Genomic DNA, 7,939 nt, shown 5'->3' with positions numbered 1-7,939 from the left:
TATACTGCTGATACACCGACGGTGGCTCAAAAAGCTTATGGCAGTGTGGCAGGTGCAGACTTGCCAAAGGCCAACGCTGATGATGTGACAGTTACGTATACACCAAATGCCCAAAGTGTCACATTTGAGTATGTGGATGATGATAATGGTGATGCTGTAGTTGGTACACCAACTGTTGTTGACGGTAAGACTTCCGGAAAATATGATTGGAATACTAACAGTAAACCAACTAGTTTTGAATTATCTGTTGGTCAAGCGGCCACTGGAACGTATCAATTTACCAACGATAGCAATCAACTTGTGAAGATTCATTTGAGTCACATCATTGATCACACCACAACCATCACAACTCGGACGATTCACTATGTTGTTGATGATCCAAACTTTACCGGTCAAGTGCCAGCCCCAACTATTCAAACGGTTACTTGGAACGTTTCAACCGATGAAGTCACTGGTGAGAGTGTAGCAACGCCACAGGGTGCATATTACGAACAAACAGCACCTAACTTGCCAGGTTACACGGCTAACCCAAGCAAAGTTGGTCAACAAGCCTTTGGCAGTATAGCTGCAAGGGATGTACCAATGTATAATGAAGATGTGGTTGTCATTTATACACCAGTACAGACAGGACAGCCGACAGGACCGGTACAACCAACTCAGCCAGTACAACCGACTCAACCGGTTCAGCCAACGGAACCAACCCAACCAACTACGCCAAGCAATCCAGCTCCAGGAAAAGTGGTTAACAAAACTAAAACTCCTGATAAAACGAGTGGAAAAACTACTACGAAGAACGATACTAATTCACAGTCAACACTTGGGTATGGTACCAATGCTGGTACTGCGGGAATATTAAGAACTTCTGCAGCAGGTCAAGCTGACTCGGTTTCGAACAGTAACTCGAATGCTTCAGCTACTAACCAGCAGAAATTACCACAAACTAATGAACAAAGTCAGTCAACTATTGGCTTAGGTCTGCTTGGTTTAATGGCAAGCATGTTAGGCTTAATTGGCTTGAAGCGTCGTAAACGCGATGACGAATAGACCACCCAGTGCAAACTGATGGTAACGAAAATCCCTTGATTAGGGTCGGAAACGACCGTGATCAAGGGATTTTTCTGTTTTTGAAAATGAGTAAATTCTTTTACCATGAACATTAGACGCTAAAATGTTTATGTGTCATTTTTTTGCAATTTTTTTTAAAAAAAGGGACACTCAAATATACTTAACGGCCTTTACTTGTGAAATGTATAATCTTACAATAAAGGAAAAGAAGGGAAGTTATGATAGAAAAAGGTATAGGTATCAAAAAAATAGGTTAGCCGATGCCTATATAAAAGGGTTTACAGTTATTTGGCATTATGAGATATTAAATTATAATCTAAACAATTTTCAATGAATAGATTGCAAGTTTAAGCAACTTTGTATGGGGGGATTAACATGGTTGGTAAAAATAATAACATTCGGACAATCAAGTCTAATTTGAAGGAACATTATAAGGCATATAAAGCTGGCAGTAGATGGGTTTATGCGAGTCTGGCCAGTTTAGCTTTAGGAGCAGGCTTACTGTTGGGGAGTAGCACAACGACTTATGCTGACACAACAGCCAACGATACTCAGGAGCCAAATGAAACTGTCTCTAATAATTCTGCAGCCACTGCCCAGACGACAAGCTCAGTGACTCTGAAGTCGGGTGATAATACACAAACGGCTGCGGATGCTACCGCAACAAGTGGAAGCGTTAACGGAACTTCTGATTCAAACGACAGTTCCAGTGCTGCTACAAATGCCACATATTCAGCATCTTCGACCGCTGAAAAGGCTGTTAAGCAGGCAACTCAAAATACACCTGCGACTACGAGTGAGTCAGAAGCAGCAACTTCAGATACAGCTGCTCAACAAGCAACTGCTACGCAGGCGAAAACTTCAAAAACACTGGTTAATCCTACTGAAGATCAGTTAAATGCAGCAAAGGCAACCGCTGATGCAGCCTACGCTGCAACTCAAGAACCACAGGAAATCGATGCGGTGGATCCAGCAAGTGTTGCACCTTTAACAATTTCATCAACTGCAGTAGGTTATGGTTCGAATGCGCAGAGCCCATTAACGTTGACTTTACAGATTAATGCTAAGGCGGGCGATGTGTATAAAATCAACATTCCGGCAGATGACGCAACGTATAAATTTGACACTGCTGTTCCACTGGCAAGTGCTGCGGGAACCACGACAACAGATAATAATAGTGATGGGTCACATACGATTACTGATATATTCACTACTAATTCAACTACTACTCAGCCGATTAAGATTGATTTAAATGACAACTACACGTACCAGCTCTCGCCAATGGCAGATGCCGGCAAGACGATAACAAAGACGATTACTTATTCAGTGAACGGTGTTGATCAAACGCCAATTACTTTCACTCAGACGATTCAGCCAACAGCTAATTTATCGACAGTTTCATTGCTATATCCGAATTCACACACAGTAACTGAAATTTTGCCTAACCAAAATTATGTTTTTGGTGTCAGTGTTAATGAAGCGGATGGTGTTAAAGACGATGGTGGGACCACTGCGCGTGTAAATAGCGCCGTTAACTATGGTGGTGCGGAAATCAACATTCCAGTACCAACTGGTTTTGTATTGGATGCTAATAGTACAAACGAAATTAATGGAATTGGTGATGGTACGACAATTACCCAACCTGGCGGCAAGGGAACCAATATCGTTATTAATGTTCCAGCAGGTAAGGGAAATCAAGCTAGAGACGCAGCACCGGAATACAAACTTGTAGGGGCTTTTGATGTCTCTCAAACTGCCACAGATCAGACGCTCACTGCTAATGGTAATGTTACTTTTTCACAGGTTATCAATGCAGATGGCACCAAGTTAACTGATTCGGCAGATCCATGGAGTGTCACTATTTTACCTGCTAATGCTGATGCTACACAAGGTACTAATGTTGTACTAACCAGCATGGGTAATTCTTCTTTGGCTTCTGACAAGCTTGAATTTGAACAAGATTCTAGTGATGATCCCCAATATCTTAATAGCTTTGGCTTCAAATTTGATTCAGCAGCAGAAGCTCAGAATGCTAAGTTGACTATGACCATTCCCAGTGGCCTGGACGTTACTAGCATTAAGACTCCGGTTCAGGGCATTAGTTCAACGAGTTACTTGCCTGATACTTCCAGTTGGACTTTCACTTTTACGTTGGCAGATGGTACCACTCAAACGGGTACTGTAAACGCTGGTGAAGAAGCCAAAGTAACTGGAAATTCAGCAATTAGAACCGCTGTCTTTACCCCTAATAAGTTAGCACCAGGTTCGTATGCAGATGACCTTGGCACGTCTAATAGTTTTCTTTTAGCTGGTCAATTATCTACTACTTATGATGATGGAACTGCCGTTAAGAATGGTGACCAATTGACCTCATCGGTTGACATGACCTATGATGCGAAGGGTACATCGCAGGAAGCTACGAAATCATCAGCAACTCAAACGATTGTTGATAATATTGCTATTGCTCAGGGTACCCTAGTGAAAAGAAGTAGTGCCCCTGGCAATCAAAGTGCAGGTACTCTTGAAACTAGGTATAACGATGGGAAGGGCCAAACCACAAATAAGATTTATGAGCCCACTTTTTACTTCGTAATCCCTAAAGTAACCACAGTCTCATCAATTAATAGCCTCTGGTGGACTAATGATCCTCTGGCAAATCCATCGACCACCGATCCAACTGGTAAATTATTAACTCAGGCAACGGGTGCAAAGGTATCCGAATTTACGGCGGATAACGGACAGACGGTTGTTAAAATTGATTATGCAGGTACCGGAACTACTGTGGATCTGAGTAACACAACTGGCTATTGGGGCGCAGTCACGTTTGCTAATGATGCTGATGCGCTGCCTGGAAAATATCCATATTATATGTACGTTGTGTCACCAACGACTAAATTGTTAAATAGCACAACACCTACTGACTTATCATTTGTTGAAAACAATACGAACGCCTATCTCCTTGATGGTGAAAACAACGAAACTGGTCAGGGTGATTGGACAATTGAAACTGCAAGTTCATTCTTTAATACCTCAGTTGCAAAGGGTAATCAGAATGTTGATGCCGTGCAGAAAGCAACTAGTGATAAAAATGGAGATAGTACACTCACTTTTTATGATAATGTGGTCTATACCTCTCTAGAAGATGTTGCCGCTGATCATAATGCTAGCGTTGCGATTAATTTGCCAACAGCAGGAACAGATAAATCTCAGTATACGTTTAAACTTACCGGTGCAATTGATATGCCAACAAATTATACGACACCAAGTGGTGATGGGACTGCAATCAATTCGACTGTTTTGTATTCTACCCAACCACAGACGGTTAATACGACCGCTACTGCTCCTGATACCACTGGTTATGTGACCAAGGATCAGGTAACTGACTGGTCTACGATTCGGTCAATCATTATTCAGATTAACGGCCTTAAAGCTAACACATCAACTGGTAGAATTGCCATCAGTGGAACGACTGATAATTTCAAAGATCAAGGTGGAAAAACGGCTTATTTGCAGACCATCTTCTATGGAGACGGTGCACCAGCAAGTGTTAGTCAGAACGATGAAAATATTCAGAACGAAGCTTCCATTACGATTACAGGGACTTCAACCATTAAGGCACGTTATCACTACGTTGATGCTGATGGTAATGATCAATATGTAAACCTTACTGATTTGAGTAAAACCCTCAATGATGGTGTGGATACATTTACGAATGATTATCCAACACAACTTTCTGACTTTTCGGCTGATGATCAGGCCTTGATTCCAGCAGGTTATAAACTTGAAACTGATGCATCAGGCAAAGTTACGCCAACTATTGTTGATGGTTCGACTGATGGGCAAGCTGTATTTGGACAAGTTTCTCAAAACAGCTTTGATGGCGATTTTGTTCAGTACGATTTAGTTGGTGATGCCAAAACACAAGTTGAATATATCGATGATGACGGTAATGGTGCAATTGTGGGTACGCCGCAAGTTATTTCTGGTACGCCAGGTGGCTCGACTGATTGGAGTATGGATCAAGTTCCAACCGGATATACCCTTGCAAAGAATCAAGTTACGAGCGGCACTTACACCTTTAAGGCAAGTGGTAACATGCCGGTTCAGATTCATTTGAAGCACATTATTGATGAGAGTACGGCTACAACTACTCGAACAATTACTTACTCAGGAGCTGGAGATAAGACTCCGGAAGCAAAGAGCGAGCCAGTAACATGGACAGTTGGTACCGATGAAGTGACTGGCATCACAACATATACGCCATCTGGTGACTATGATGCCGTTCCAACCCCATCAATCGCTGGTTACACAGCAGATAAGAGTAGTGTGGCGGCCGTGATCAATGCGGCGACAACGACGAAACCAGTAGACGTTACGGTAGAGGTAACTTATAGTGCTGACGATGCTGACCTGACAGTTAATTACGTGGATACAGATAATGATAATCAGGTCGTAGAAACTGACACAGTAACTGGTAAGACTGATGATACCGGTGATTACACTGTAACAGTACCAACTAATTATGTTTTGGCACCAGGTCAAGATAGTACGGTGTCATACCAGTTGGAGCCAGGCGATGGTGATAATCTGACGATCAAGTTGAAGCATGCGCACTCAACCACCCTGCCTGACGGCTTTACTGGAACTACAACACGGACGATCACTTATACCGGCGCCGGTACTAATACGCCAGCTGACAAGGCTGAACCAGTAACCTGGACCACGGATACGGATGAAGTGACTGGCGTCACAACATATACGCCATCTGGCAACTATGAAGCCGTTCCAACACCATCCATAGCTGGTTACACAGCAGATAAGGATAGTGTGCCAGCAGCGACTAATGCGGCGACAACGACGAAGCCAACTGATAGCACGGAAACCGTTACCTATACAGCAGACGCCGCCGGCCTGACCGTGACCTATGAAGATGTTGATAACGGTAATGCGGTGGTTGGGACTCCTGAAACAATCAATGGGACGACCGATGAAACCGGTACGTACACCGCAACCGCACCAGCGCACTATGAATTTGCGAATGCGGATCAGCCAACGTCGATTGCCTACACAATTACACCGGATGATACGGATAACATCGTTATCCCAGTCAAGCATGCGCACTCAACCACCTTGCCTGACGGCTTTACTGGAACTACAACGCGGACAATCACCTATACCGGCGCCGGTACTAATACGCCTGCTGATAAGACTGAACCGGTAACGTGGACGACGGATACGGATGAAGTGACCGGCATTACAATATATACGCCATCAGGCGATTATGATGCCGTTCCAACGCCATCAATAACCGGTTACACCGCAGATAAGGAAAGTGTACCGGCGGGGACGAATACGGCGACAACGACGAAACCAGTGGATGTTACGGTAGAGGTAACTTATACTGCTGACAATGCTGATCTGACAGTTAATTACGTGGATACGGATAATGATAATCAGGTCGTAGAAACTGATACAGTAACTGGTAAGACTGATGATACCGGTGATTACACTGTAACAGTACCAACGAATTATGTTTTGGCACCAGGTCAAGATAGTACGGTGTCATACCAGTTGGAGCCAGGCGATGGTGATAATCTGACGATCAAGTTGATGCATGCGCACAGTACAACATTACCAAAGGGCTTCGATGGCACCACAACACGGACGATCACTTATACTGGTGCTGGCAGTAAGACGCCTGCTGATAAGACTGAACCAGTAACGTGGACGACGGATACGGATGAAGTGACTGGTGTCACAACATATACGCCATCCGGCAATTATGATGCCGTTCCAACACCATCCATAGCTGGTTACACAGCAGATAGGGATAGTGTGCCAGCAGCGACTAACGCAGTAACGACAACGTTACCAACTGACAGCACAGAAACTGTAACTTACACACCACAAGCCCAAAGCACAACAGTGGAGTTCGTTGATGACGATGATAATGGTGCAATTGTTGGGACACCCACAACACTTAATGGTGTTACAGACGGTACCGCGAACTGGAACACGACCGGGAAACCAACCAGCTACGCTTTAGCACCAGATCAATCAGCTAGTGGTACTTACACCTTCAAAGCTGACAACAATACACCAGTAGTCATTCACTTGGTTCACAAGCTAGACTACAGTCAAACCACTTCAACCCGAACCATTCACTATGTTGTGGATGATCCAAGTTATACTGGTCAAGTACCAGCACCGATTGTTCAAACGATTACTTGGAACGTTACAACTGATGAAGTCACTGGTGAGAGCGTAGCAACGCCACAGGGTGCTTACTATGAGCAAACATCACCTAATTTACCAGGCTACATTGCTAATCCGGCTAAGGTTGGTCAACAGGCTGTTGGCAGCGTAGTTGCACGAGACGTACCAATGTATAATGAGGATGTGGTTGTGACCTATACACCACAACCAAGTCAGCCAACTGGTCCAATTGATGGTGGTGGGGGTGTTCCTGACAACCAACCAGAAGGAAATTCAGATGGCAACCCTACTGAAACACCTGAGAATGATAAAACACCAGGTCAAACTGTCACGAATACCACAACTCCTGGTCAAGCAACGTCTGGAACTGATTCCAACGGGGGTAACGGTTCGTCAACTGGTAGCAATACCGGATCTGCAGGATCTGTAAAGACTTCTGCAGCGTCCGCGACAAGTTCAACCACCACAGCAGGCAGTCAAAACGGTTCAATTTCAAACGGTAACTCGAATACCTCAGCTACCAACCAGCAGAAGTTGCCACAAACTAATGAACAAAGTCAATCAACCGTTGGCTTAGGTCTCCTTGGTTTGCTGACCAGCATGTTAGGTTTAGCAGGATTGAAACGTCGCAAACGTGATGATGAGTAATTGCATCATG

2 protein-coding genes are annotated in these 7,939 nt (G+C 44.1%); both read left to right on the top strand.

Features of this window, described 5'->3' with window-relative positions; translation table 11 throughout:
• A partial coding sequence (locus HC026_RS02805; RefSeq protein WP_168924459.1) for an LPXTG cell wall anchor domain-containing protein occupies positions 1-1,044 on the top strand: 1,044 nt, incomplete at its 5' end.
• A gap of 396 nt (positions 1,045-1,440) precedes the next feature.
• Complete coding sequence (locus tag HC026_RS02800; protein WP_168924458.1) at positions 1,441-7,929, top strand: mucin-binding protein; 6,489 nt, start codon at positions 1,441-1,443, stop codon at positions 7,927-7,929.
• The last annotated feature ends 10 nt before the right edge of the window (positions 7,930-7,939 follow it).

Origin of the sequence: Secundilactobacillus angelensis (genome assembly GCF_012641075.1) — a bacterium.
In the GTDB taxonomy this organism is placed as follows: Bacteria; Bacillota; Bacilli; order Lactobacillales; family Lactobacillaceae; genus Secundilactobacillus; species Secundilactobacillus angelensis.
This window is presented reverse-complemented; position numbering and strand designations above follow the sequence as displayed.